The 26,222-nt window shown below is 48.8% G+C and carries 26 protein-coding genes and 1 pseudogene; 5 read left to right on the top strand and 22 right to left on the bottom strand.

All coding sequences use genetic code 11. The annotated features are described in order from the left end of the window. Positions 1-134: 134 nt before the first annotated feature. The 4 genes from fba to KNP03_RS12175 form a co-directional block, all read right to left on the bottom strand. A complete protein-coding gene (fba, locus tag KNP03_RS12190; RefSeq protein ID WP_214742120.1) occupies positions 135-989 on the bottom strand; it encodes a class II fructose-1,6-bisphosphate aldolase in 855 nt (284 codons plus the stop codon). 159 nt (positions 990-1,148) lie between these two features. Continuing rightward, on the bottom strand, positions 1,149-1,508 hold the full coding sequence (locus tag KNP03_RS12185; RefSeq protein WP_214829608.1) for a response regulator: 360 nt from the start codon (positions 1,506-1,508) through the stop codon (positions 1,149-1,151). A gap of 91 nt (positions 1,509-1,599) precedes the next feature. Then, a complete protein-coding gene (locus KNP03_RS12180; RefSeq protein ID WP_214829606.1) occupies positions 1,600-1,959 on the bottom strand; it encodes a YxeA family protein in 360 nt (119 codons plus the stop codon). 130 nt (positions 1,960-2,089) lie between these two features. Then, positions 2,090-3,745, bottom strand: a complete 1,656-nt coding sequence (locus KNP03_RS12175; RefSeq protein ID WP_214829603.1) for a glycerol-3-phosphate dehydrogenase/oxidase — start codon at positions 3,743-3,745, stop codon at positions 2,090-2,092. A gap of 259 nt (positions 3,746-4,004) precedes the next feature. Here KNP03_RS12175 and KNP03_RS12170 point away from each other — a divergent pair, with 259 nt between their 5' ends. The 3 genes from KNP03_RS12170 (at position 4,005) to KNP03_RS12160 (ending at position 6,348) form a co-directional block, all read left to right on the top strand. Next, a complete protein-coding gene (locus KNP03_RS12170) occupies positions 4,005-5,120 on the top strand; it encodes an NADH-dependent flavin oxidoreductase (protein ID WP_214829601.1) in 1,116 nt (371 codons plus the stop codon). Positions 5,121-5,343: 223 nt separating this feature from the next. Then, complete coding sequence (locus KNP03_RS12165; protein WP_214829599.1) at positions 5,344-5,556, top strand: hypothetical protein; 213 nt, start codon at positions 5,344-5,346, stop codon at positions 5,554-5,556. Between the two features lie 39 nt (positions 5,557-5,595). Further along, entirely contained in the window at positions 5,596-6,348 is a 753-nt protein-coding gene (locus KNP03_RS12160; protein ID WP_214829596.1) for a helix-turn-helix transcriptional regulator, read from the top strand. A gap of 5 nt (positions 6,349-6,353) precedes the next feature. On the opposite strand, the gene KNP03_RS12155 is transcribed toward KNP03_RS12160, so the two are convergent. The 13 genes and pseudogenes from KNP03_RS12155 to KNP03_RS12095 all read right to left on the bottom strand — a co-directional run bounded on the left by KNP03_RS12155 (position 6,354) and on the right by KNP03_RS12095 (position 19,243). Beyond that, on the bottom strand, positions 6,354-6,902 hold the full coding sequence (locus KNP03_RS12155; protein WP_214829595.1) for a GNAT family N-acetyltransferase: 549 nt from the start codon (positions 6,900-6,902) through the stop codon (positions 6,354-6,356). 41 nt (positions 6,903-6,943) lie between these two features. Next, on the bottom strand, positions 6,944-7,777 hold the full coding sequence (locus KNP03_RS12150) for a TVP38/TMEM64 family protein (protein ID WP_214829593.1): 834 nt from the start codon (positions 7,775-7,777) through the stop codon (positions 6,944-6,946). 136 nt (positions 7,778-7,913) lie between these two features. Continuing rightward, entirely contained in the window at positions 7,914-9,509 is a 1,596-nt protein-coding gene (locus KNP03_RS12145; protein ID WP_214829591.1) for a CTP synthase, read from the bottom strand. 250 nt (positions 9,510-9,759) lie between these two features. Next, complete coding sequence (rpoE, locus tag KNP03_RS12140; RefSeq protein ID WP_214829589.1) at positions 9,760-10,245, bottom strand: DNA-directed RNA polymerase subunit delta; 486 nt, start codon at positions 10,243-10,245, stop codon at positions 9,760-9,762. An 80-nt stretch (positions 10,246-10,325) separates the two neighbouring features. Beyond that, positions 10,326-11,645, bottom strand: a complete 1,320-nt coding sequence (locus KNP03_RS12135; protein WP_214829588.1) for a hypothetical protein — start codon at positions 11,643-11,645, stop codon at positions 10,326-10,328. Between the two features lie 91 nt (positions 11,646-11,736). Then, positions 11,737-12,096, bottom strand: a pseudogene (locus KNP03_RS12130) (DUF4259 domain-containing protein). Positions 12,097-12,217: 121 nt separating this feature from the next. After that, on the bottom strand, positions 12,218-14,344 hold the full coding sequence (locus KNP03_RS12125) for a (Fe-S)-binding protein (RefSeq protein ID WP_214829586.1): 2,127 nt from the start codon (positions 14,342-14,344) through the stop codon (positions 12,218-12,220). Positions 14,345-14,453: 109 nt separating this feature from the next. Then, positions 14,454-14,972 (bottom strand): GNAT family N-acetyltransferase, encoded by a 519-nt coding sequence (locus KNP03_RS12120; protein ID WP_214829585.1) that lies wholly within the window; start codon positions 14,970-14,972, stop codon positions 14,454-14,456. 49 nt (positions 14,973-15,021) lie between these two features. Further along, positions 15,022-15,450, bottom strand: a complete 429-nt coding sequence (locus KNP03_RS12115) for a hypothetical protein (RefSeq protein ID WP_214829584.1) — start codon at positions 15,448-15,450, stop codon at positions 15,022-15,024. Next, complete coding sequence (locus KNP03_RS12110; RefSeq protein WP_214829583.1) at positions 15,447-15,866, bottom strand: YwiB family protein; 420 nt, start codon at positions 15,864-15,866, stop codon at positions 15,447-15,449. The genes KNP03_RS12115 and KNP03_RS12110 overlap by 4 nt, the downstream gene beginning before the upstream one ends. Positions 15,867-15,935: 69 nt before the next feature. Continuing rightward, a complete protein-coding gene (locus tag KNP03_RS12105; RefSeq protein WP_214829582.1) occupies positions 15,936-16,499 on the bottom strand; it encodes a TetR/AcrR family transcriptional regulator in 564 nt (187 codons plus the stop codon). Further along, positions 16,496-17,383, bottom strand: a complete 888-nt coding sequence (locus KNP03_RS12100; RefSeq protein WP_214829581.1) for an SDR family oxidoreductase — start codon at positions 17,381-17,383, stop codon at positions 16,496-16,498. Before KNP03_RS12100 ends, KNP03_RS12105 begins: the two co-directional genes overlap by 4 nt. Before the next feature lie 156 nt (positions 17,384-17,539). Then, positions 17,540-19,243 carry a glycoside hydrolase family 13 protein gene (locus KNP03_RS12095; protein ID WP_214829579.1) on the bottom strand — a complete coding sequence of 568 codons (1,704 nt, stop codon included), beginning with the start codon at positions 19,241-19,243 and terminating at the stop codon, positions 17,540-17,542. Between the two features lie 212 nt (positions 19,244-19,455). Here KNP03_RS12095 and KNP03_RS12090 point away from each other — a divergent pair, with 212 nt between their 5' ends. Then, positions 19,456-19,920, top strand: coding sequence for a GNAT family N-acetyltransferase (locus KNP03_RS12090; RefSeq protein ID WP_214829577.1), 465 nt, complete (start codon positions 19,456-19,458; stop codon positions 19,918-19,920). 47 nt (positions 19,921-19,967) lie between these two features. After that, positions 19,968-20,732, top strand: a complete 765-nt coding sequence (locus tag KNP03_RS12085) for a MerR family transcriptional regulator (RefSeq protein ID WP_214829574.1) — start codon at positions 19,968-19,970, stop codon at positions 20,730-20,732. 7 nt (positions 20,733-20,739) lie between these two features. On the opposite strand, the gene KNP03_RS12080 is transcribed toward KNP03_RS12085, so the two are convergent. The 5 genes from KNP03_RS12080 to KNP03_RS12060 are packed head-to-tail and all read right to left on the bottom strand — an operon-like array spanning position 20,740 to position 25,858. Beyond that, entirely contained in the window at positions 20,740-21,393 is a 654-nt protein-coding gene (locus KNP03_RS12080) for a hypothetical protein (RefSeq protein ID WP_214829572.1), read from the bottom strand. An 18-nt stretch (positions 21,394-21,411) separates the two neighbouring features. Next, entirely contained in the window at positions 21,412-21,993 is a 582-nt protein-coding gene (locus tag KNP03_RS12075; RefSeq protein ID WP_214829570.1) for a hypothetical protein, read from the bottom strand. Positions 21,994-22,005: 12 nt separating this feature from the next. Next, positions 22,006-23,148 carry an aminotransferase class I/II-fold pyridoxal phosphate-dependent enzyme gene (locus KNP03_RS12070; RefSeq protein WP_214829568.1) on the bottom strand — a complete coding sequence of 381 codons (1,143 nt, stop codon included), beginning with the start codon at positions 23,146-23,148 and terminating at the stop codon, positions 22,006-22,008. Then, complete coding sequence (locus KNP03_RS12065) at positions 23,145-23,999, bottom strand: NAD-dependent epimerase/dehydratase family protein (RefSeq protein WP_214829567.1); 855 nt, start codon at positions 23,997-23,999, stop codon at positions 23,145-23,147. The genes KNP03_RS12070 and KNP03_RS12065 overlap by 4 nt, the downstream gene beginning before the upstream one ends. Positions 24,000-24,013: 14 nt before the next feature. Further along, the gene (locus KNP03_RS12060) at positions 24,014-25,858 is read right to left on the bottom strand and encodes a polysaccharide biosynthesis protein (RefSeq protein ID WP_240544600.1); all 1,845 of its coding nucleotides are present in this window, start codon (positions 25,856-25,858) and stop codon (positions 24,014-24,016) included. Positions 25,859-26,222 lie beyond the last annotated feature (364 nt).

Here is a 26,222-nt window from a genome sequence, read left to right as displayed (position 1 = left end):
AAGGAAGGTTGGCGATTCACCTCCCACTTTCACGAGGGCTTCGCCCTGAACGTTTAGAAGTGGGAGTACTCTCGCTTAATTTAGATAGAAAAAAAGTCGGCTCTCCAGAGGAGAGCCGACTTGTTCAAACAGGATTATGCTTGGTTGCTTGAACCAAACTCACGCATTTTGCCAGTTACGACGTTGTAGATCGCTTCGATCCCAGGTCCGATAACTTTACGTGGGTCATATACTTTCGAGTCAGCGTCAAGCTTCTCACGTACCGCACGAGTCCACTCTTGTTGGCACTCTGTGTTAACGTTGATTTTGCTGTGTCCGAGCTCGATTGCTTTTTTAACTTGGTGCTCAGGAATACCTGATCCGCCGTGAAGCACGAGTGGTGTTTGTGTCGCTTTCGCGATTTCTTCCATCTCTTTGAAGCCAAGCTTCGGCTCACCTTGGTATGGTCCGTGTACAGAACCGAGTGCTGCAGCAAGTGCATCCACTTTCGCTTCTTTAACAACACGTACACACTCATCGAGGTCAGCGTATTGTACGCCACCGATGACGCCGTCTTCTTCGCCGCCAACTGTACCGACTTCTGCCTCAACAGAAGCGCCTTTAGCGTGCGCGTACTCGACAACTTGCTTCGTCATTTCGACGTTTTCGTCGATCGGGTGGTGTGAACCGTCGATCATGACTGATGTGAAACCAGCGTCGATCGCTGCTTTACACTTGTCGAATGAAGAACCGTGGTCAAGGTGGATTGCAACTGGAACAGTGATGTTGTAGTCGTGCATGAGACCTTCAACCATTTTGACAACTGTTGTGAAGCCACCCATGTACTTCGCTGCACCTTCTGATACACCGAGGATTACTGGTGATTTCTCGTCTTCCGCTGCGCGAAGAATCGCTTGCGTCCACTCGAGGTTGTTGATGTTGAATTGGCCGACTGCATACTTGCCTTCGAATGCTTTGTTGAGCATTTCTGTCATTGATACTAATGGCATAATGACATCCTCCTGTCTGTTCGCTATTATGCACGGGAGAAAAATCCCCCCGTGCAATTCGTTCCCATTATAACACACCGCAAAACATGTGCCTATGCTATTCGGGCATAGAAATGGCGCCACGCAAGCGTTTACATATGTCATCTTCGTGACGAAATCTTAAATTCCGAGTACTTCTTTCACTTTTTCGATCATTCCATAAATATCGAACGGCTTTTCAAACTGAGCCGCGATTCCGAGACGCCGCACTTCTTCAATCATCGTTTCTTCCCCGAAAGCCGTCATGATCATGACGGGCGTCTCCATTTCCTGCTGTCGCATTTTACGCAGTACTTCATGGCCAAACATCCGTGGCATGTTCATGTCGAGAAGTACGAGATCATACTGTTTGTTCTCTAAATGCTCCCAGGCGCCGACCCCGTCTGGTGCCGTGTCGACGTCAACTCCCATACCTTTGAACACTTGTGCGAGCATTGTGCGAATTCCGTCTTGATCATCCGCAATTAACATCCGTGACATGCATGTCCCTTCTTTCTTTCAACGGTTTCCATAATACAACATATTAACCATACCAAACTCGCACCCATTCTGCGATGGGAATATTTTGACTTCAAGGGAAAGTGGTCGGGGAAGCATCGTCTAACTGCTCTTCTTTCAACTGGATCGGCACTTCGGATAAAGAGGTTCGTTCAAAATCAGTCACTTCCTGATCTTCTTCCTTCACAAATACTTTTAAAAAATCTCCTTCCGCCAACAGTTCAGATGTTGAAATGGTCAACGGACGTTTTTTTCCTTCCTCGTTATACCCGATCAACTCATATCGATATCCTTTCTCTGTGCGTATGCTCGTTTCAGCATTCGGCACCTTCACGTAGTAGACGTCTGCAAAGAGTCGGCTCGGATCGATTACGAGCCAACCAATCAGCAGGAGCCCTCCCAGCAAGATCATTCCAAACACATATCGTTTCATCTTTATTCCTTCTTTCACCATTCCGCATTGTTCGTTATGGTTATACCGTGATTGCCCGTAGTTCAAACTTCTGCGTGACACAAAAAGAACCGATTCTCATGCGAGAATCGGTTCTTTACGAGATGACTGTTTATTCAGCATCTACCGGGACAACAGCAATATCGATTTCTTTTTCCACTTTTTCACGTTCTTCGGCCAACCGTTCATCCGACCATTTGAACACATCGGCCATGCAACGGAGTACACCGTCTTTATAGTTTCGAACGAAATCGATATCAAAGAACATCGCACCTGTTCGACGAATCAAAAAGTCGATTGCCCGGACGACGGATTCTTCTTCAATTCCATACATCAGTTGAGCGTACACAATTTCAGGGAGGTCATAGGCGTTTGAGTCCATACGCTCCACGACACGATCGATATTCGAACCGTAAAGTTGAACGAGTTGCTCGGCGTGTTCTTCGTCGATGCCGTGATTTTTCAATGTGGCTACTTTTTCAGTCATGAAATCTTTGAATCCTTTAGAGCCGCCGACATGTCCACCCGACATTGGCATATGCTTCGTACGACTCGCCAAATAGACGACCCCTTCTTCTTCTTTGAGGAGCTTGGCCACGAGGTCGACGACCGTCTCTGACATCTTCCGATAACCGGTCAATTTACCGCCGGCGATGGTGATCAATCCACTATCCGACTGCCAAATCTCATCTTTACGCGAAATTTCAGACGGGTCTTTTCCTTCTTCATAAATCAGAGGACGAATCCCTGCCCAGCTCGACTCGACATCGTCCGCCGTGACAGTTACGTCCGGGAACATGTAGTGAATCGCTTCTAAAAGATAATCCCGGTCCTCTGTCGTCATGCGTGGATGTGCCTTATCTTTATCGAAGAACGTATCGGTCGTTCCGACATAGGCCTTATCCCCACGCGGAATCGCAAAGACCATCCGACCGTCCGGCGTGTCAAAGTAGATCGCTTGTTTGAGCGGGAATTTCGATTGGTCGATGACGAGGTGAATTCCTTTTGTCAGACGCAATTGCTTCCCTTTCTTCGACCCGTCTTTCTCACGCAACTCATCGACCCACGGACCTGTCGCATTAATGACTTTCTTCGCATAAACATCATAGGTCGAGCCGTCGATTTGGTCTTCGACGTGCACGCCGACGACTTTTCCATTTTCATAAATGAGTCCGGTCACTTTTGCATAGTTCATGAGCAACGCGCCGTGATTGGCTGCCTCTTTCGCCACTTCGATTGTCATACGCGCGTCGTCCGTCCGGTACTCTACATAATACCCGCCGCCTACTAAATCGTCTTTTTTCACGAGCGGTGCTTTCTTGATGACTTCATCCGGTTTGAGCATCACCCGACGTTCTGCCCGTTTTACTCCTGCGAGGAAGTCATACACCATCAACCCGATGGACGTAGAAAATGGTCCGAACGTGCCTCCTTTATGCATCGGGAGGAGCATCTGTTCAGGCGTCGTCACATGTGGTCCGTTCTCATAAACGATTGCCCGCTCTTTTCCGACCTCAGCGACGAGTGCCACTTCGAACTGTTTCAAGTAACGGAGTCCTCCGTGAACAAGTTTCGTCGATCGACTCGATGTTCCGGCGGCAAAGTCTTGCATCTCGAAGACACCGGTCTTCATCCCGCGAGACGATGCATCAAGTGCGATCCCGGCACCGGTGATCCCCCCACCGACGACAAGGACATCCAGACGTTCTCCCGTCAGTTGCTCGTAGCGCTTCGCACGTTCTTTTGCTGAGAAATTTCTGATTTCCATCTTATTCCCTCCTATAATGAATCCGGTTCGATGATACAAAAAGAGACCACAACAAAAACAAGGCTTACCCCTCCTGTTGTGGTCTCTCTGTCATCTCTAACCGGTTATCAACTTTTCTCCTGTATTATACCCTATTCTTTTCAGTTCAATCATTTTTCCTGCATAAACAATGTGCAGTGTGCCAAGTGTAAGCACCACGCTCGCAATTTCAATGAAGGAAGCATAGACTTCAAGATACCAAGTCGAAGGAGGAGTTCTCATGAAACAACTGTTACAGCCATTTCAATTTCAGAATGGGGTCGAATTGTCGAATCGCCTTGTCCTTGCCCCGATGACACATTACTCATCGGAACCGACCGGCGAAGTATCCGAACACGAGCTGACTTATTATAGAAAACGAGCAAAAAATGTCGGTCTCGCGATTACTGCCTGTGCCTATGTGACAGAGAACGGCAAAGGATTCCCGAACGCGTTCGGAGTCAATGACGACAAATTCATCCCGGGTCTCCGTCAATTGGCGGAAAGTTTAAAAGCGGAGGGTGCCAAAGCCATCCTTCAAATTTTCCACGCAGGGCGCATGTCGCCACCAGACCTCGTCCCTCAAAATCAACCGGTAAGCGCGAGCGCCGTGGCTCCCGTTCGAGAAGGGGCCGTTACACCGCGCGCTCTCGAAACGGAAGAAGTCGAGGCCATCATCGAGGCGTTCGGAGAAGCGACTCGACGCGCCATCGAAGCCGGTTTTGACGGCGTCGAAATTCATGGGGCGAACACTTATCTGATCCAACAGTTCTTCTCACCGCATTCGAATCGTCGCACCGACCGTTTCGGTGGTGATGTCCATGGACGTTTGACGTTCCCGCGCGAAGTCATTCGTCGTGTCAAGGATGCCGCGAAAGATGCTGAACAGTTCTTGGTCGGCTACCGGTTCTCCCCGGAAGAAGTTGAAGAGCCCGGCATCACGCTCGATGACACAGACGTCTTGGTCGACATGCTGCTCGAAGAAGGGCTCGACTATATCCACGTCTCGCTCTGGAATTTCCATACGGCTTCGATGCGCGATGAAAACGTGAGAGAACGTGCCATCGACCGCATCGCGAAGCGCATAAACGGAGCTGTCCCGCTCATCGGAGTCGGTCAGTTACACACCCCTGCCCAGGTCGAAGATGCCTTACAAGTCGTGGACCTCGCCGCACTCGGACGCGAACTCATCATCGACCCTGATTGGCTTGAAAAAGTGGAATCGGACCGGGAGGATGAAATTGAGACAGCACTCGACTTGAATAAGCAAGCCGAGCTTGCAGTCCCGGCACCACTTTGGAACGCAATCATCAGCCGTGCCGGCTGGTTCCCGATCAAAGACCAACCGAAAACGTGACGCAGTTCCCTATGCAAAGAATCGACAGCTTCACCTCAGCTGTCGATTCTTTTTATTTGTGATGCATTCCTAAAAAGACACATTTTAGACACATTTATATCCAATATAGATTCTCAATTCCTACTTTTTCATTTTTCATTGTTTTTTCACAATCTTACTCTTAATATTGACCAGCTGAATGGTCAGCCTGTTTGACTTTTTTCAGAAAGGGGCATGAGACCGTATGGCAAATCAGCGTATCGACCTTGATCTGCATACTAAACAGCTCAGCGAATATCAGAAACATTCCAAACGTAAAACAGAGGAATTTCGTGAACAAAGCAAAGCGATCAAAGAGCACATCCAATCCTCTTCACAATCCCGTGAGGAAGCCATCGCCAAAGAAATCGCGGAACTGAAGCAGCTTACGAAACGACACGTTTCTTTTGAAGAGTAACTTGCGTTTGAACCTCTAACGAAAGAAGTGAGTCGACAAATGGAAAACAAAATCAGGCAACAATTTTTTCACCATCTTCTTCATAATAAACACGTATTCGGTGACTACGACCACGTTGAAAATTTCTACGAACTGGACCAACAGATTGTTCGGGCACTGAAAAACAACCAACTCACACTCGCACAACAACTGCTTGAATCATTGACCCTTGATCTGTTAAAACTGCCGAAATCTGACGAGTATCGCGGTGTGCTTCTCTACTACCGCGGCTTGACCTATCACATCAGCCGACTCGTTCCCGTAACAAATCCTGATGTTCAAACTTCATTGACGTATACAAGTGCGCTTCTCACGTTAATAGATGAGTTACAGTCCCCTTTAGATTTTATGTATGCCATTCCAGTGATCACCGAGTCATTAGCGACGATGCTGTCCTTTTTAGCGTCGCCCATCTCGACAAATGAAAGTGTTCGCACCACAATCCGTTTAATCGAGGAAGGATTGGTCGATCCGAACCTGTCGCTCTCGACCATCGCCGCCACTGTCGGTTTATCAAACCATTATCTCTCCTCTCTCGTCAAACAAGAGACCGGGGAAAGTATTCCTGAACGGATTCGCAGACGACGAATCGATGCTTCAACTACCGATTTGTCAGAGACCGCTTTGCCGATCTGTACGATTGCCGAAACCTATTGTTTTCCAACCTGTACCGCTTTCATAAATACGTTCAAGTCATTCAAGCAGATGACGCCTTTACAATATCGTCAATTGTTCCATATTCAAAAGCGTTAAGACCATCACTTGGTCTTAACGCTTTTTTCATCCCATTCTTCCCGAAGCATGCCCATTCGAATCGAATCATACCGTTTCCCGTTCACGACCCGGACCTGACGGATCCGACCCTCGAGCTGCATCCCGACTTTCTCGGCGACGCGCATCATCCGTTCGTTTCCTGACCACGTCGTCAAACCGACACGGACGACAGATAACGTCTCAAATAGATATTCGGTCCATAGACGAAGCGCACGTGTCCCGACCCCTTTGTTCCAGCGGTCGGACTGATGCAAGATGATGCCCATCTCGAGCCATTCTCGCCCAGCATCTTCGAAGTAGTAAGAGACGGTCCCATATACGTTTCCATCGACCTCAATGACCCACATGTCTTGTTTTTTGATGAGTGATTGTTCGATTTGCTGAAATTCTTCATAAGACATCGCCTTATGTTCGAAGTAAGGCGCGTCCCACTGTTTCCACTCCGGTGCCTCATCTCGATAAATGAGCTCCCATAGTGTCTTTAAATCCTGTTTCTCAATCGGTCGAATGACCACTTCTGCGTCACGTAACATCCTGTCTTCCTCTCTATCGTTTCTCCATACCCCTATTCGTCTCATCCATTCGGATTTCCTTTTTTTCGCTTTCGCCACACGAAAGCAAGGATGAGTATAATCAAACTCGTCATGACGGAGGCGATGGCGATCGGACTCGATCCCGTCACGAACAATTGACCGACGGATACGGAGTAAGCGAGTCCAAATGAGGTGACAAGCTTCGCCCCGAATGCAATCAACACAAACCGGGGAAACGGCACCCGGCTAAATCCCGCAGCGAGACAAATGATTTCGTCCGGCAAAATTGGAATGATGAACAGCACGAGCAAGATTCCCAAACCATATTTTTCAACGTACCGGTCATACGTCGCCAGTTTCTCTTCATCCACCCACCGCATGATTCGTTCACGCCCAAAGCGTGCCAAGCCATACATGACCACGATCCCGAGCGTCGTCGCCACACATCCGATGATGGCGGCTCGTAATGGCCCGAGTGCCACACTGCCAATCGGGATACTGACGGCCTCCGGGACCGGCAAGGCAATCGGTTGTAAAAAGCTGAACGCCGCGTACACCCACGCCGCTTGTCCCTCGTATCGTTCGAGCAGTCGATTCAGACCATACGTATCATATAAGACGAGTCCGAATGACACGTAATAGACCAGGACAAAGACGAGAAAGAGGGAGAATGTCACTTTCCACATCTGCCTTAAAATCGTACTCGATCCGTCCCGAATGGCACGTAACAACCCAATCGACAATGCCAACAAGACGACACCGGTCCAGCCGAGCTGGTAAGGAAGCAAGAGCGAAGGCAACACGACAAACGGCAACAGGCTGAGCGCGACGAGCGCCAAGCCATATCCAATATAAATTGAGTTCCGTTCCCACATAAGCCATCGCCCTCTCCCAGTTCTACTCTTAGTGTACCCAGAATCGGGACAATATGTATCCTGCTCAAGGAGTCTTGCCCGTCGTTCTTCCGATGTATAAAAAAACCACGGCCAAAGGCCGTGGTGTAATGGTTGGTTATTCTCCAAGAGAAGCTTGGATAAAGTCGTGGAACAAGCGTTGCGGGCGTTCCGGACGTGAGATGAGCTCCGGGTGGAACTGTGACGCCACGAACCACTTGTGTTCCGGGATCTCGATAATCTCTACGAGACGGCCATCCGGGCTCGTCCCTGAGAACTTGAAGCCTTCCGCCTCGAACGCTTCACGGTACTCGTTGTTGAACTCGTAACGGTGACGGTGGCGCTCATATACGAGTTCTTGATCGTATGCTGCGTGCGCTTTCGTCCCTTTTTCGAGTTTACATGGGTACAATCCGAGACGGAGTGTGCCGCCGAGGTCTTCGATATCTTTTTGCTCCGGAAGGAGGTCGATGATCGGATAAGGTGTCGATGGGTCAATCTCTGCTGTGTGTGCCCCGTCGAGCTTCAAGACGTTACGTGCGAATTCGACCGTCGCGAGCTGCATGCCGAGACAAATTCCGAGGAACGGGACATTGTTCTCACGGGCAAAACGTGTCGCTTCGATCTTCCCTTCGATCCCGCGCTCACCGAATCCACCCGGGACGAGGATTCCGTCTGCGTTGCCGAGGATGTCCGAGACGTTTTCAGCCGTCACGTCTTCCGCGTTGATCCAGTCGATGTCGATGTCCGCATTGAACGCATAGCCGGCATGTTTGAGTGCCTCTGCGACCGAGATGTACGCATCACGTAATTCGACGTATTTCCCGACGAGCGCGATCTTCACTTTCTTTTCAAGGTGCGTGACCGTGTGGACGAGTTCTTTCCACGCTGTCATATCGGCAACCGGTGTATTGAAACCGAAGTAGTCGTTGACGAGTTGGTCCATTCCTTGTTTTTGAAGGTTGAGCGGCACTTCGTAAAGCGTTGACGCATCCTGTGCTTCAATGACCGCTTCTTTCCGTGTGTCACAGAAGAGTGCGATTTTCTCGCGCATGTCATCCGGAATGTCATGCTCCGTACGAAGGACGATGATATCCGGTTGAATCCCGTAACTGCGAAGTTCTTTGACACTGTGTTGTGTCGGTTTTGTTTTCATCTCACCTGCTGCACTCAAATAAGGAACGAGTGTACAGTGAACATACATGACGTTTTCTTTTCCGATGTCGTTCTTCACTTGGCGGATCGCCTCGATGAACGGGAGCGACTCGATGTCCCCTACCGTCCCACCGATTTCAGTGATGACCACATCTGCGTTCGTCTCACGACCTGCACGGAAGACACGATCTTTGATCTCGTTCGTGATGTGCGGGATGACCTGAACTGTTCCTCCGTTATAGTCTCCACGACGCTCTTTTTTCAAGACAGTCGAGTAGATGCGACCTGATGTCACGTTTGCGTTTTGCGTCAAGTTGATGTCGATGAAACGCTCATAGTGACCAAGGTCAAGGTCAGTTTCTGCACCATCGTCTGTTACGAAAACTTCCCCGTGCTGATACGGGCTCATCGTACCTGGGTCGATGTTGATATACGGGTCAAATTTCTGGATCGTCACGTTCAATCCACGGTTTTTGAGCAGACGCGCGAGTGAAGCGGCTGTGATTCCTTTACCGAGCGATGATACTACCCCGCCTGTTACGAAAATGTACTTTGTCATGTTTCTTTCTCCTCTCTATCAATACCAACCATCGGGAAACGAAAAACAAAAAAGCAAAAGTGCCCCCACGAAAAATGGGGGACACTTTTGCCGTATCGTTACATGCTAAACTAGCCCATGACTAATTTACGCCAGAGTCGATACAGCCGTCAAGACATTATTTTTTCTTTTTTCAAGTCGTCAAAAAACAAGTGAAAAAGAAAAAAGAGACACGCCTAGCCGGGACAAATGCCCGGCTTTTTGCGGTCTCTTATAAATCGTCCTCGTCTTCGAGATCGAGGTCGTCGTCTTCATCCAAATCATCGTCCTTGAAGTCATCAAGGCCGTCGACTTTTTCTTCCTCATCTTCTTCATCGAATTCAGATGAGTCGTAATCTTCTACTTTCGCAAACACATCGAGATCATCTTCGATATCCACGATACCTTCGTCTGATTCTTCGAACTCTTCTTCGAACTCGTCAAGCTCACCGCGCTGACGTGCTTCGATGACAAGATCTTCGTCCGACTTATCAAATGGGTACCAAACGCGAAGCGCCCAACGGTTTGCGCCCAAGTTGACGAACAATCCGTCGATGTTCAAATCCGTGTAGAGTTGCGCGATTTTCTCGAGCTCTTCCTCTTCACTTGCGAACGTATAGTTTTGTTTGATTTTCTCGCGAATCTCTTCAAACGATACAGGCTGCTCGCCTGTTTCTTGGAGAAGCTCGTAAACGAAATCAATCAACGATTTATTCATTAAAGGACACTCCTTTTCCGTCACTAGTTAAACATCACTCCTCATTATAAACAAAAGCGATATAAAAAAGCTAGAGGAAATTATGATGTTTCCTCTCGATCCGCTTGCCCGCGGAACCAGTAGACGCTGAGCAGCCCGATATTGAACACCCACGTCAGCCCCATCACGCCAATCATCCAGCCTCGCGGAATTTGAAAGGACAGCTCCGCATTAACCGTTTGCCCTGCGTACAATCCATATGCCAACAGTCCAATCATGAGAGAAGCGTAAGCCACAACCATCCCGAACTTCTTCCACAACTGAACGAGCAGGGAAGCAAATTCTTTATTCTCACCATAATCCTTATACAGATAGGCCTGACTCGCGTTCGCATACATCGTTTGGGTATATCCGTTAATCAATAGAACCGGTAGAAATGCGAGCGGATGTAAAAATCCTAAGAAGAAGAACAAGGATCCAATCAACAAGACGAGATAAGGCTGACGCATAAAATCAAACACCCGGTTGAATAAAATCCAGCCGACCACCCCGAATAAAAATGGGAGAAAGACAAAGTAGAGCAGGTCCTCGAGGGAATAAAGCGCCAAATGGATGAACACCGCACCAATCAACGTCCAGCCCCCAAACAGGCCAACGACAAAAGAAAGAAGCTGAACTTGCCGGGTTTTCGTAGCTTTAATGAACAAGGTGGTCCGTTCTTGAAACAACACCCATCCTACATAGACTAATAAAATCGCCATCAGACTGAACACTTCCACAAAACCGCGCGCCCCTTCAAGTACAGTGAGTAAGCGGCTTGCCAATGTAAAGATTGTTACGGCAATAAATGCCCGGACGAACTGCTTCGTCTCAAACTGCCAGGTCGCTGTTTTTTGCAGTGGAAGGGTGCGGACAAATTGCCACGGAAGGATCAAACTGATTAAAAAGAGGATCACCGCCAAATCACTCGATTTCATCAGCGCATAAACAAACCCTACGATCCACATCATCAGACCGAGTAAAAGCGGCAGCGGACTCCCTTTCTCCTTTTGGGGATTCTTCACCCTTGCCAGTTCATCCAACTGCGATAAAATCGTCGACATGATCGATCCCACTCCGACCGAACCCACCCCGACGAGAAACGCGCTCCATTCGATGGCACGCTCAAACGGCAACAGAAAACAAATCAGTCCGATCGCCAAAACGAACAAAGCTGTCAAAAACGTCTGTTTTGAACCGAGGCGTCCGATGATGTACACCCACAGCAGGAGACCCGACATGCTCGCTACATAAAAAATGAGAAAGGGAACCAATCGACTGCTCCCTTCTCCTACAGCCATAATCGATAAGAACAAGATTGGGGGAAGGGTTTGACTACTGAGCGCGCTGACAATGGTCAAAAGAATGATTCTTTGTTTCATGAAGTCATCGCCTTTCTATTCCAGTCTATTTTTTTCATTCCCGTTCTATGGCCGAATTATCGGGACACTTCTCATGAAAGTGTCGATCTTCTCACTTATAATGAATCAACTGTTGTTTCAGTTCCTGCAGTGTGTGTTGTCTTGCCTTCAAGTCTTCTTCGTCCCCCTCTTCCTACAGCTCTAAATCCGCTCCTCTGTCAATAAGCGCAATCGTTTGATGACGCACTTTTTCTTGAAGGCAACGTTTCTTCAATTGGATTGCTGCCAGTCCCATCCATACTAACGACGCTTCCGCTAAATCTTCAATTTCATCGAACGCTTCTCCGTATTCTTCCAGGATGATTTCCGTTGCAACTTCCGCGGATTGCCCTTCCTTTAAGTAATCAATAAAATCGTCTCTCACGTCACACGTCGTATCATCTTCAAACATTCCGGTACCCCAAGCACCCATTCTCCATCACTCCTCAACTCTATTTTTGCAACCTGACTGATCTTCCATAAAAAGAGACCGAACTCGACTCGGTTCGGTCTCTCGATGATTGTTCAAAGGAACGCCTATCCTTTTCCAACTGTTACTGTAACATCGGTTCAGGTACTTCGATTGCTTTGAGCGAGCGGTCGAGCAGTTCGACGACGTCAAACGTCCCGACTGCCTCATCGACTTCTTTCGCTTTCGTTCCATCGGACAACATGGTCAAACAGTACGGGCAAGCCGATCCGATGACCGTCGGTTTCGTCTCGAGCAATTGCTCGGTACGCGCCACGTTGACACGTGTCCCTACTTTTTCCTCTTGCCACATGAGACCACCACCCGCTCCACAGCACATGCCGTTTTCACGGTTTCGCGCCGCTTCAACGAGCTCCACACCCGGAATGCGCTCGAGGACGAAGCGTGGTGCGTCATAGATCCCGTTATAGCGACCGAGATAGCACGAATCATGATAGACGACCCGTTCATTGACTTGCAGGTCTGGCTGAATTCGTCCGGTATCGAGCAATTCGGCAAGTAACTCGGTGTGATGATACACTTTCACGTCGGTGAGCCCGAAGTCCGGATATTCATTTTTGAATGTGTTATAGGCGTGTGGGTCGACCGTGACGATTTTCGTCACGCCGTATTTGTTGAAGAGCTTGATGTTTGCCTCGGCAAGCTCCTGGAACAACAACTCGTTCCCGATCCGTCGAGGCGTATCTCCCGAGTTTTTCTCTTCGTTCCCAAGAATCGCAAAGGATACACCCGCCTTGTTTAAGACGCTCGCAAAGCTTTGAGCCACTTTTTGACTACGGCTGTCATATGACCCCATCGCACCGACCCAGAAGAGGAATTCGAACTCTTCGCCCGCTTTCTTCTTCTCTTTCGCTGTCGGAATGACGAGCTCTGTGTCTTTACGCCAGTTTTCGCGTTCTTTCCGGTTCATCCCCCAAGGGTTTCCTTGACGCTCGATGTTTGCGACCGTCCGTTGTGCCTCAGGGTCCATCTTCCCTTCCATCATGACGAGGTAACGGCGAAGGTCGATGATCTTATCGACATGTTCATTCATGACCGGGCACTGGTCTTCACAGTTACGGCACGTCGTACATGCCCAAATTTCTTCTTCCGTAATGACGTTTCCGATGATCTCATCTGGTACGAGCATTTGACCATTTTGAGCAGCTGCAGCAATTTCGGCCCCTTGTGTATTTTGGAACAGGAGTGCCGGTGCCCACGGGGACTTCCGTGTGACCGCCGCCCCTTTCATGTTCATATGGTCGCGCAGTTTGACGATGAGGTCCATCGGTGACAGCATTTTACCGGTCCCTGTCGCCGGGCAGACGTTCGTACAGCGTCCACACTCGACACAGGCGTATAAGTCGACGAGTTGCTTTTGATTGAAATCTTCAATCTTGTTGACCCCGAAGACGATCTCTTCTTCAGACTCTTCGGCTTCTTCCATCGCAGAGAAGTCGACTGGTGCCAAGCGACCGACTTTATGCGTACGGCCGAGCCAGACATTCGCAACGCCTGCAATCAAGTGGGCGTGCTTGCCTTGCGGAATGTAAACCATGAAGCTGAGCAAGAACAAGAGGTGCATCCACCAAAAGACAATGAACAAGGCGAATGCGACCGGACCCGGTACCCAGGCGAACGCCGAACCGATGAGTGTCGCGACCGGTTCCCCCCACATCGGGAGTTCGTCTTTATAAACGAGATAAAAACCGTTCCCGAATAGCACCGAAATCATCAATCCACCGATGAAAATGAGAGCGAGACCCGCTAAGAAGTTCCGTTTCAGACGGACGAGTTTCTCGACGTAGCGACGGTAGAATCCCCACACAACGGCGACGAGGATCATCAGCATGACGATTTCCTGCATGAAGGTGAAAATCGGATAAAGTGGACCGAGCGGAATATGCGGGAAACGTGCCCCGACGGCCAACCCTTTCCAAATAAAATCAATCGCCCCGAATTGGACGAGGATAAACCCATAAAACATCATGACGTGAATGGCGCCACTTTTCTTATCCTTCAACAATTTTTTCTGACCGAACACGTTGATCATGACCTGTTCGAGCCGTTCTTTGTTCGTTTGGCTCCACTCTGCTTTTTTCCCGAGCTTGATGAACGTATAGCGCTGATGAACCAGCGTTCCAAATAAATATAGTCCATAGCTGAGGACGAGCAAGAATAGAATCCAGTTGACGACTAAAAATGTAGACATCCCCAATACTCCCCCTTATGAAAACGGATTCAATCTTGATGTCAGTATACCAAACTATGAATGAACAGTCATTCATTTATTTGTCAAAAAGAAAAGGGAAGCCCCTTTCCTATTCGTTCAAGTCAATCCAAAAACGGTCCGTCACGTTCCCGCCATCTCCGACGTACGGCGTATCGGCGACGCCTCCATTGTTTAGAATGACTTGTCGGGACGCAACATTTTCCCGGTCACATGTGATGAGGGCGCGCTCAATGCCAAGCGCTTTTGCCTTTTCCAGTGCGAGGCGCAATTGCTCGGTCGCATAGCCACGACCACGCGCACTCGGTTTGACCCCGTACCCGATATGTCCCCCGATGTTCAAGAGTGAGTCGTTCAATTCATGCCTTATGTTCGCCGCTCCAAGCAGCGCTTCCCCGTCGGTTAGCCAATACGTCGTGCTCGGTACCCATCCGTTCTGCACGTTTTCCCGACTTTCCTTCTCTCGCAAACCTTGTACATAAGCCTCAAAGTCAGATGTGTCACAATCAACCGATGTCGGGACGATTCGCTCCTCCCGCTCATACCATTCCTGCAGGAACTCTAAAATTTGTTCTTTCTGTTCGACTGATGTTTTCACTAATCGCAACATGCCGATTCCCCCTTATATGTATGAAAAAGACCGCAAATCAAATGCGGTCTTACTCTTCGAGTCCTAAACGTTTTGGCATATGCGGCGCAAGCTGTCTGGCTTCTTCGAGTCGTCCTGCTGCTACGATGGTGTGGAAGAGTAAAAATTGCTCATTCTCCGCATCACCGATCGCTGCCAAATAATCGATATAACGATCGTACACCGCTTTGTCCTCCGGACGGGCTTCGATCAATGAAACGTAAAGACGAACTGTGTCTTCCCCGTAAAGGAGCGGGAACTCGTCATTCAAATGAAGCAATTTATCAATCGAATCGATCTCTACCCCATTATTTTGGTCATAATGTGTGATGACGTGTTCGGCATGGTCTTCCAGGCGACCGCGCCATTCTTCATATTCATCCTCATTCGTCTCGAGCATCTCGAACCAATCTTCGTTCAGCATCTCTTCAATCTTATTGACGCGCTCTTTGAAATTCATCGGTTTTCTCCTCCTTCGAACGTCCAGGCAATATTAACTTCATAGATCCCGACATCCTCTTCGTTCATGGACAGTTCATACACGAAGGTACACTGTTCTTCTCCAATGTCCAACCGTGATGTCGTCGTCGCCATCGTCATGCTCATATATGGATTCTTATACATACTTTGCGTGAAACGCCCTTCGATAAATGAATGGTTCATCTCAATCGGTCCTTTGCAGATGAGTGCCAGACGGTCCGTTGTATATTTCACGGTCGTCGGCACGATGCCATCTTCACGTTCCTGATCGAACATGATGATAAATCCCGTTTTCAGCGGATAATACAATCCGTCAGCCGAGACCTCGATTGCTTCGTCGACGTCGCTCATCCGGGTCGTTTGACGGACATGCACGCGTAATGGTTCAATCGCCATGCTCATCCCCCTTTCCGTCATGTAATCGTACCACATTTTCTCGAAACTGACCGCTATACGCTACTTTAATCACATGCCTTCAAACGTTGCGTCTATCCATCGATCGACCAAGTTCGACAGTTCGGTGTGGTCGGGGTTCAGATTCGTATGCACGATCACACCGAGTGTCATCATGTCTAATAGTTGGAGTGACTCGACCAAATGGGGGGCATGGACCAAGACTTGTTTGGAGATGATGTTTTCTTCTATGATTTGTTGCTTCATCTCTTGGAACAACCGCTTATATGAAGGTTCCTGGAACGATTTACTGATGAACAGGAACAAAAGAGCATACTGTTCATTTTGATTGCCCGCTGATTGAATGAGCTCTCGGAAGTAACTGGTTACATTTTCTTTCAATGGTTTCGATGGATCATACGAGAACGGTTGAAGCGATTCATTCAAAACGGATAAAAACGTTTCTTTCAACACACTTTCGAGCCCATCGAAGTGATAATAGAACGAACCTTTACTCGAACACGCAGTTTTGATGATTTTATTGATCGAAATATTCTCCAATCCTTCTTCCATGATGAGCTGACGCGTGCTTCGAACAATTCGTTGCTTGGTTTCGCGTGCTTTTTGCGTCGTCATGTCCATTCCCCGCTTTCTTCCGATTGAGCGTATTGATGGAAGAACGTCTCTAAGTCCTCATCCCCAAAACGTTCACCGATTCCGTCCGTCAGCATGGACAGGACAAAAAATTTGATCAAGTCGGCTTTATGCGGTTGAACGTACTTCAACAACCAGGCGATTACCAAAATCGGTTGTGCCGGCAAATGCATGACGCGCTCTTTCTTCCCGTGGACGCGAAGTGCCAGCAGCGCGATTTCGTCATACGTATAAACCCGTGGTCCCCCAACATCGAACATGCCTGTCGAATGAAGCGCATGATGCACCGTGAATGCGGCCAAATCCTTTCCATGGATCGGATTCATCCGGGCCTGGCCATCCCCGACTAGAAACATCCATCCCGATGCCGCCAGATCCAATACATTTGTCAAATCCGAATAATAGCCGGTCGGACGGATGATCACGGACGGGAGCGAAGATTGTTTCAGTTCTTCACAGAATTTGATTTTTGCTTTTAAAATACCGGCATCCGTCTGCTCGCCATGCAATACGTGGATGTACGTAAATTTTTGAACGCCTGCCCGCTCCGCCTCTTCTAATAAATGCTTGTTCCCCAGATAATCAACGTCATGAAAAGAATGCCCATAGGAATTACGTGTCAGTCCAGCAGCCGAGATGACGACGTCAATCCCGCTGCACACGCCTTCAAGTGACGCTGGTTTGGTTAAATCCCCTTCGAATACGTCAACCGAATTAGGGTCAATCTTAGGGGAATGATACGGACCCGCCCCCGTCAACTTTGATGCGTCCCGTACCAATACCCGTACCTGTTGTCCATCTGCCAGTAATGTATTCACAAGATATCGACCCAGATAGCCGGTTGCACCTGCGACAAGAATATTCATCCTTACACCCGCTTTCAAGAGAATAGACGTACAAATCTGAACCTCACAACATCATTTTAGACCATTCGGTCTATTCGTGTCAAAATCAATCCGTTCTGTGATGCAGTCACCAAAAAGACCGTAGTCGATTTCTCGATCTACGGTCGCACTTCCTGTTTAGCTCAACTTATATACACGGCCTTCAAACGGCTTCAAGTGAAGAAGTGTCGTCTCGTCGTCGCCTTCAATCGGCATGTTACGCAACACGACATCTTTCGCACGAAGCGTTTGGTCCATGTCAAACATTGTCTCTTTCGCCGTCAAGTTCGTGACAACGAGGTACTGTGTCTCATCAAGCGTACGCGTATAGGCGTAAACTTCCGGATGATCCGGTAAGACGACATCATACGCCCCATATACGAACGTCTCATCGTCTTTACGAAGTTGAATCATCTCTTTATAGAAGTTAAAGATCGAGTCTTCGTCTTCAAGCTGTGATTCGACATTGATGTCTGTATAGTTCGGGTTGATCCCGAACCACGGTTTCTCCGCAAACGTGAACCCGGCGTTCGGTGCGTCACTCCACTGCATCGGTGTACGCGTGTTGTCGCGTGACGAGTTCCACGTGATGCGCATCATCTCGTCATGGCTCTTCCCTTGTTCGACACCGATATAGTAGCGGTTACGTGTCGCGATGTCATCATACTGGTCAATCGAGTCGAATTTGACGTTCGTCATCCCAATTTCTTGCCCCTGATAGATGAATGGTGTCCCTTGCATGAGGAAGTACATCATCGCGATCGACTTGGCGCTCTCTTTCCAGTAGCGCTCGTCGTCTCCCCATTTTGAAACGGTCCGGGTCTGGTCATGGTTTTCCACGTAAAGGGCGTTCCAACCGTCAGCCTCGAGACCTTTTTGCCATTTCGTCAGGACTTTCTTCAAGTGAACGACATCGAGTTTCGATTCGGCATCTTCACTCCAAAGGTCCATATGCTCAAATTGGAAGACCATGTTCATCTTCCCGTCCTTCTCTCCGACCCAAAGGTGGGCATCGTCAGGCGAGACACCGTTCGCCTCACCGACCGTCATGATGTCATGTTTGTTGAACGTCTCATCGCGGAGTTCTTCTAAATAATCGTGAATGCCGTCCACGTTCATATGCATCTTAAACGATGGCACATAGTCCAAACCGTCCGGGTTCGGCAAGTCGGCGAACGTCGGATTCTTGCGGATGTGACTGATCGCATCGACACGGAACCCGTCGATTCCTTTTTCGAGCCACCAGTTGATCATGTCGTATACGGCTGTACGCATCTCAGCGTTTTCCCAGTTGAGGTCCGGCTGTTTTTTCGAGAAGACGTGCAAGTAGTATTGCTCCGTCGCTTCATCGAATTCCCAGGCCGAGCCACCAAAGATCGATTCCCAGTTGTTCGGTTTCGATCCGTCTGGTTTCCCGTCGCGCCAAATGTACCAGTCACGCTTCGGATTGTCTTTTGAACTCTTCGATTCGATGAACCACGGGTGTTCATCGGACGTATGGTTGACGACGAGGTCAAGCAACAACTTCATATCTCGTTTATGCACTTCTTTCAGTAGACGATCGAAATCCTCCATCGTCCCGAACTCGTCCATAATGTCCTGATAGTCACTGATGTCGTAGCCGTTATCATCGTTCGGTGACTTATACATCGGACAAATCCAGATGACGTCAACGCCAAGGTCTTTCAAATAATCTAATTTATCGATGATTCCTTGAATGTCTCCAATGCCGTCTCCGTTCGCGTCATAAAAACTGCGCGGATAAATCTGGTAGGCGACCGCTTCTTTCCACCAGTTGCGTTTAAGCGTTTGTGTTTGTTGTTCTCGTTTTAAAAGTTGCATGTGATGTTGATACTCCTTATCCCAAAACTCACTGCTTTTTTATATAATCATATTATTCGTGCTGTGAACTTCATCTTCATAAGCGCAATCGTTTGCACGATGCAATAAATTTATCTTACCAAAAATCATTTGATGATACAAAGATGTTTCATCAGCTTACTCATCGTGTAGCCTACACGATTTTGAAAAGAAATGAAAGCGAGGCGACTCATATGATCCGTTTGGCCACACAGGCTGATTTTACAGCCATTGATCAATTGATTTTATTGAAAGCCCAGGAATTTCAGACAGCCGGAAAATCGCAATGGGTAAAGTATTTAGAACCGAGCCGGTCGGATTATGTCCGACATGATTTAACGAATGGAACGGTATACGTCTACGAACGCGATAATCAAATCCTCGGTTCTGTCAGTCTGATTCCCCCGACAGACTGGGACGACAACTTATGGAACGCCCATGATGGTGCTGTCTACTTGCATCGACTCGTCACCGACTCCCGAATGAAAGGCGAACGCATCGGGGAGCGCTTAATCCAATACGCCCTCTCCCATACAGAGGCAATCATCCGGTTGGACTGTGTCGCAGACAACACCTTCCTCAATGAATACTACCTTAAATTCGGTTTTCGCTATATCGGTGAACAGGACGGATTTTCTTTATACGAAAAACAGGCTTGACCTTGACGCGACGTCACCCTTTACGATGAATTCAAGGAGGTGAGGAGATGTATTCAATCCAACAACTCGCGACACTCGCCGGGACGACGACACGCACGCTACGACACTATGACCACATCGGTCTGCTTGTGCCCCAGCGCGATGAAAACGGATATCGTCGCTACACGACACATGACGCCGAGCAATTGCAGCTCATTCTCTTTTATCGGACTCTCGACTTCCCTCTCGAGACGATTCAGGAAATGTTGGTGGCCCCCTCATTTGACCGGGCCGCCACATTAGAACAACAAGTGCGGACACTTCGTGAGAAAGCCGATTATTTCGACCGTCTCGCCGATACCGCCGAAGCAACACTCGCCTCACTTAAAGGAGGAATTCATATGGAAGACAAGTCACTGTTCAACGGAATGTCGTTTGAAGAAATCAAAGCACACGAGGCCAAACACGAAGATGAGGTCATCGAGCGCTGGGGTGAAAGCGAGGCCTACCAAACGACCCGTACGCGTTCAGCGAATCGTTCGAAAGAAGAATGGGAGTCGCTCAGTGCACAGCAAATGGCGCTCGTCGAACCGCTCGTGCACCTGTTCCGTGAAGGCGTCCCAATCGAAGATGACCGTGTCCAAACGGTCGTACGACAGAATCACGCGTTCATTCACCAGCATTTCTACGACTGCTCGCTCGATCTGTTTAGCGGACTCGGGCAAATGTATGTGTCCGATGAACGATTCACCGCTTTTTATGACCAACATGAAAAAGGCCTCGCACACTACTACAACGAGGCCATCCAGTACTACTGCATCACAAACAGCTAACCGCATTTCATGCTTTCCGCCGGTCCGGTGACTCCGTCGCCGTCAATGCGGACTCGATGTGACGACGTAACATCGGCAGAAGGGTGGTGAGTTGAAGATATGGATAGGTCGCAAAATTATCGTCGCCTCCTTTGTACAGGATGGCCTGATCCAGAACGGTCCAACCACGTGGCGTCCAACGCTCAATCGTGACTTCGTTGAGAGACGGACGCCCTTGGACCGCCCAATAAGCTTGAACCTGCCCTTCCGCCATCGAAGGGCGAACCGTGATGACCGGACACGCCAGACGTCTCCATACTTCGTCCGCGATCGGGCCCGTTTCGTGCGTGACGACTAACTGAGGGGCTAACCGATCGAGCCACATCTCCGTCTTTTCATCATTCAGTGAAGTGACGTGAATCACATGATGCGGGGGAATCGGGTCTTCTACTAAAGGATAACGCTGTTTCAATTCATGGATTCGTTTACGGCTCGTCCATTTCATGAGCGGGGTCGCAAAACGGATGAATAGATGGGTCAACCATTGTTTAACAGAAGCCGGTCGATATTCAATCGGTCCATCTTCCTGAATGACGTGCGTGACCCCGAGATTTCGAATCGCATGGTATACGCAACGGGATGTTTGATGTTCACTGACGAGCAAAACAATAGGTCTCACCATCGGATGTCCCTCCTCTAGTTACGGCTTCACCTCTGCCGATTCACGAATGCCCAGTTCATCAAGCGCACGCTTCCAGGAGCCGAATCGTCTGGATACTTTGGCGACACTTGGTTTATGAAATTGCTTGGCCCATTTTTGATAAGTAATGGCATTGAACGGTCTCAACACGCGGTTTGCCTCGAACAAAGCCTGGACCATTTCAGCTTTCTCCCGTTCAGGTTGTACCGTAAAATGCTCTTCTTCCAATCGCTCGACCGCTTTAACGGCGAGACTCCAAGACCCAAAATGGGTAATAATATCACCTAATGAAGGAACATCCCGAGCATCTGCCCAGTGTTGATAGTGGGTGCTCGTCAGTCTTCCTTCCTCCTTCCATGCGAGGCGTAGGGATTGAATGATTTCGTGTGACTCGTATCGCCTCACTTCCAATAGACCTGATGCTCTCAATGCGCTCGTCCATGATCCATAGGCATGTAAAATGTCGAGAAACGTCGGAGCATCCCGGTCCCGGCTCCATAGTTGATATTGTTTCACCGTGAGTGATGGAGTCAGAGATGCGGCTGTTTGGAGTGCTTTGATGATCTCTGCTTCCTGCGTCATGTCTTTTCCCCCTTACACGCTTTTTTCTGTTGCAAAAGTGCGTGTAGCGAGCACGGCTTGAATCACTATTTGTTGCTGTCCAATTGTCAGATTCGAGCTGGATGGTAGACAGACTCCGTTTTCAAATAGACGGCGACTCACGTCTTCCCCATCAACCGTGACGTACTCTGCGTCTTGATAGAGCGGTTGAAGGTGCATCGGTTTCCAGACTGGGCGCGACTCAATCCCTGCATCAGCTAAATGGTGAATCAATTGATCACGTCCGATTGGGAAGTGATCAAGTTGCATGGCGGTCAACCACCGATTGGCTCGAGCGTGTTTGATTTCCTGTTGATAGCTGACCCCAATCCCTTCAAACATGCGTTCATACCGAGTGAATACACGGCGCCGGGCACGTACACGTTGCTCGATCACTTCCAGTTGCCCCCGACCGATTCCGGCCGACACGTTACTCAACCGGTAGTTGTACCCGACCTGTTCGTGCTCGTAATGTAAAACATTTTCTCTCGCTTGCGTGGCCAGCTTTAAAGCGAACGCTTTCTGTTGTTCCGTCGCAAGCAGCAACATCCCTCCTCCGGACGTGGTGATGATTTTGTTCCCATTGAATGAGTAAAATCCGAGGTCCCCGATTGTTCCGGTCATATGTCCTTTCCACGTCGCACCGAGTGACTCGGCCGCATCTTCAATCAAAGGCACCCCAAACTCATCACAGAGCTGACGAATCTCTCCGATCTTTGCCACGACCCCATACAGGTGAACGACGATGACCGCCTTCGGTAAATTTCCTTTTGTCGCCGCTTGAACAAGCGCTTTTCGCAACGCGTCCGGTGACATATTCCAAGTATCCGCTTCTGAATCAATGAAGACCGGTGTCGCGCCGACGTAACGAATCGGATTCACAGAGGCGACGAACGTGAGGGATTGACAGAACACCACATCTCCCGCCCCGACGTTCAAGGTGAGAAGCGCCAGATGAAGGGCTGCCGTTCCAGAGCTGGTGGCGAGCGCATGAGGATGGTCAGCATAGGCGGCCACTTCTTGCTCAAACGCATTCACGTTTGGTCCGAGCGGGGCGATCCAGTTGCTTGAAAAAGCTTCTTCCACGTACGCCATTTCACGGCCGGACATGTGCGGCTGAGACAGTAAGATGTTCATTTACTCATGCCCTCCTTCATCATCGTTTGATAAGCACCGTACCAATCGAGCACCTGTTTCAATCCTTCGTATAAGGACGTACTCGGATGAAAACCCGTCAACGTCTCTAATGTCGGGAGGTCATATTCATGGAACATCGGGTCACGGATCGGCAACGACACACGAACGGGTCGATGTAACAGCTGACCGATATCGGCGAGTAACGTTTGGACTTGTACATAATCTGATGCTTCGATTTGATACTGCCCGATTGGGGAGACACCTGATTGGAGGAGTCGGAGCAAACGCACGACCGATTCGACGACATCATCGATATGGGAGGCGTTCACAATATCGGAAGCGTAGGCACCGACAAAACGGTGCCCGCCATCCACTGCCAGGATTGCTTTTGAGAAGATGGAGGACTCATCATCCCACGGGCCGTATACATCTTCTGTGACGAGATGGATGGCGGATGTGGACTGCCGGGTCTCTTCAACAGGAAGGTCGAACGTGATCAGAGAGTTCACCGGTACGCGTTTTGATTGTCTGGAGACGTAGCGTTTCATCCGTTCATACCGCTCCATCAGATGCCCGTCATACGCTTTTGACGGACCCGCACATAGTAGGATGTGCGCCGGCTCATAGGTGGTCAAGACTTGTCTCATGTTTGCTTTTTGGGTCAAACTCGTACGGACGAGATGGAACCTTGGATGGGTGAGGACGTATAAGCGCTGCTTGGCGATCTGCGTTTTATATTTTCCTTCATCATCAATCCCTACCACGTCAAACCCTTCTTTCAATAAACGCCGTGCCAGGTGAAACCCTTTGAATGTCGAGACACCTACGACCATCACAGTTTGCTCCACCATCTTCACCCCTCCCCTCAATTTCCATCGACGACGCGCATGCGCATGTTCTCTGCCGGAATGAATTCAAGTCCGCTCGCAAAGATTCGTCGAAGGTCTGAATCAATGTCTTGGCTGTTCGCCACGAATAACAAAACATCAGTCAACGCGCCTGCATTTTCTCTGAACTGCTCAATCAAGCGCAATATCGGTGAAACGGATGTGAAGGGACGTGTACACCCTACAAATATTTTCGGGAATACGTTCGCTTCAGGGTCCAGTTCGTTCGATGCCAACAATTCTTCGTACAGTTTTTCACCAGGTCGAATCCCAGTCACTTGAATCGGAATTTGATCGATTGTGAATCCGCTCAGTTCAATCATTTTCTTAGCCAAGTCCATGATTTTAACGGGCTCTCCCATGTCGAGCACAAAAATCTCGCCGCCGCGTGATAAGACACTAGCCTGGATGACGAGCCGACTCGCTTCCGGAATGGTCATAAAGTAACGCGTCATCTCTTCATCCGTCACCGTGACGGGACCGCCACGTACAATCTGTTCCTTGAACAACGGAACGACGGAACCACGACTACCGAGCACGTTTCCGAACCGAACGACCGCAAAAATCGTATCGCTCGATCGCGCTTTTTCCTGGACGATCATCTCCGCAATCCGTTTTGTAGATCCCATGACGTTTGTGGGATTGACAGCTTTGTCCGTCGATACCATGACAAACCGATTCACTTGATGCTTTGAAGCGACATCGACCATGTTTTTCGTTCCATACACATTGTTCTTCACTGCTTCGAGCGGATTGTCTTCCATCAACGGCACGTGTTTGTGTGCGGCCGCGTGATAGACGATTTCAGGTTTGTATGTCTGGAACACGTGCTCGAGACGCTCCAAATCCTGAACGTCACCGATGACCGGATAGAGCACCGTGTCCGTGCCAAGTGCACGTAATTCTTTTTCAATTAAATAGATACTGTTCTCCCCGTGACCGAATAAAATCATTTCTGCGGGACCGAATTTAATCAATTGCCGGCAAAGCTCCGATCCGATCGATCCTCCTGCCCCTGTCACGAGTACGGTGGCTCCTTCCATATGTTTTGAAATCCCGGAAATATCAAGTTGGACCGGTTCCCTCCCTAACAGTTCTTCGATTTTCACTTCACGAATCTCGTTGATTGAGACTTTACCGGTGGCCAGTTCCGATAGCATCGGCAAAGCGTGTGATTCAGCACCGGTCTTCTCGATTCGTTTCAATAACTCAATTCGACGGGCATAAGTCAGACTCGGAATGGCTAAAATGACCACCTCCACAGCTTGCTCATGAACGACCCGTTCGAGTTCTGCGCTCGACCCAAGAATCGGTACCCCATGGACGTAGAGCGATTGGAGCATCGGATCATCGTCTAGAATTCCAACGACGTGTAACACGTTCGTCCGGTATTCTTTTAACTCCCGCACAATCAATTGACCGGAGTTTCCGGCACCGATGACCAATGTTTTTTTACCGCGGGGGGATTGTTGCGGCTTCAAAATGGACATGATTTGGTGACGGGCCAAAAAGCGAGTGAATATAATCAGGTTGAAGGCGAGTAATGCTTGTACGGCCATCATCACTTCCAACCCTGCCCCGAAGGTGGAGTAACTGTATGCATAAAGCACCACGTCACTGCTCAACAGCGCAATCGATACTTGCTTCATTTCATGAATCGAGGCATACCGCCAATCAATTCGATGAATCTTCAATAAGGCGCCGATTGTTATAAAGCTCATCATTTTAATCAGGACCATCGTCAACATGTCGGACGTGGTCGCTGAATACATAGCTATTTTCGAGAACAGTACTTCAAAGGTCACGAATAAAACGATCGCCATGATCACTATATCCGCACAAAAGAAAAGAACGTTTCTTCGATTTTTTCGGTATACATTGACGAGTGTAGCCATTCCCATTTGCACCTCCAAGATTCCGAGTTGTCCTGTCCGATGGTCTGATTGAGCGCCGTTCAATCACTGGAATTAGTCCGTGATGCTAGTAAACTACCCGAGTCCAATCAACAAATTTAAAGATTATTCGAGCTTTTTGTTATTAATGACCTAGCCGTAACAAATAAGTTCACAAAATTATTCTCATCTTTTCATTCACATAATGAATAATTTCCATACGGACGGGAATGGAAAGAATATATCAATCAAAATTGGGTTTTGTTTACAACCGTTTTTAGTCAAAAAGGAGGAA

The sequence above is a fragment of the Exiguobacterium algae genome (genome assembly GCF_018617875.1).
In the GTDB taxonomy this organism is placed as follows: Bacteria; Bacillota; Bacilli; order Exiguobacteriales; family Exiguobacteriaceae; genus Exiguobacterium; species Exiguobacterium algae.
The sequence above is the reverse complement of the archived record's forward strand: the minus strand, read 5'-3'. Positions and strand labels throughout refer to the sequence as shown.